The 1033-nt window shown below is 66.6% G+C and carries 1 pseudogene; it reads left to right on the top strand.

Annotated elements, in window-relative coordinates:
* Positions 1 to 917, top strand: a pseudogene (locus E2651_RS43380) (alpha-1,4-glucan--maltose-1-phosphate maltosyltransferase); the annotation flags it as partial.
* Between the last annotated feature and the right edge of the window lie 116 nt (positions 918 to 1033).

Below are 1033 nucleotides of genomic sequence, written 5' to 3'. Positions count from 1 at the left end.
TCTATCCCCTGGCCTTCGACCGCGACATGCCGGGCCTGGTCGCCGAGACCGTACGTCTGCTGCGGTTCTGGATGGACCACGGCGTACGTATCTTCCGCGTCGACAATCCGCACACCAAGCCCGTCGTGTTCTGGGAGGAGGTGATCGCCCGGATCAACAGTGCCGACCCGGACGTCATCTTCCTGGCGGAGGCCTTCACCCGGCCCGCGGTCATGCGGGCCCTGGCCCAGGCAGGGTTCCAGCAGTCGTACACGTACTTCACCTGGCGGAACACCAAGCAGGAACTGACCGATTGCCTGACCGACCTCAGCGTCGGGAGTGCCGCGTACCTGCGCCCCAACCTGTTCGCGAACACCCCGGACATCCTGCCCGGATACCTCCAGGACGGCGGCCGTCCGGCGTTCGAGGTGCGGGCGGTGCTTGCGGCCACCCTCTCGCCGAGCTGGGGCATCTACGCCGGGTACGAGCTGTGCGAGAACGACGCGGTCAGCGCGGTCAGCGAGGAGTATCTGCATTCGGAGAAGTACCAACTGCGGCCGCGGGACTGGCAGTCGGCCGAGCGCGCGGGCCGCTCCATCGTGCCCCTGGTCACCACGCTCAACGGGATACGGCGACGCCACCGCGCCCTGCAGTCACTCAGGAATCTCCGTTTTCACCGAGCCGACAACGACGCGCTCATCGTCTACAGCAAGCGCGACGGCCAGGACATGGTTCTGGTGGTCGCCAACCTCGATCCTCATCAGACCCAGGAGGGCACGGTCTCGTTGGACATGCCGGAACTCGGCCTCCACTGGCACGAGACCGTGCCGGTGCGCGACGAGCTCACCGGCGAGACCTACCACTGGGGCAGGGCCAACTATGTGCGCCTCGAGCCGGGCGGCGCGCACGTGCTGGTCGCGGTGGGGGCCACATCATGATCGTCAATGAGCCCGTCCAGGACACTTTCGAGGACACACCCGCGAAGGACCGCGATCCCGAGTGGTTCAAACGCGCCGTGTTCTACGAGGTCCTGGTCCGGTCCTTCCAGGACAGC

Origin of the sequence: Streptomyces sp. MZ04, from assembly GCF_004684775.1 — a bacterium.
Taxonomy (GTDB): domain Bacteria; phylum Actinomycetota; class Actinomycetes; order Streptomycetales; family Streptomycetaceae; genus Streptomyces.
Note: the sequence above shows the minus strand (reverse complement) of the source record. Positions and strands in the feature narration are given on the sequence as shown.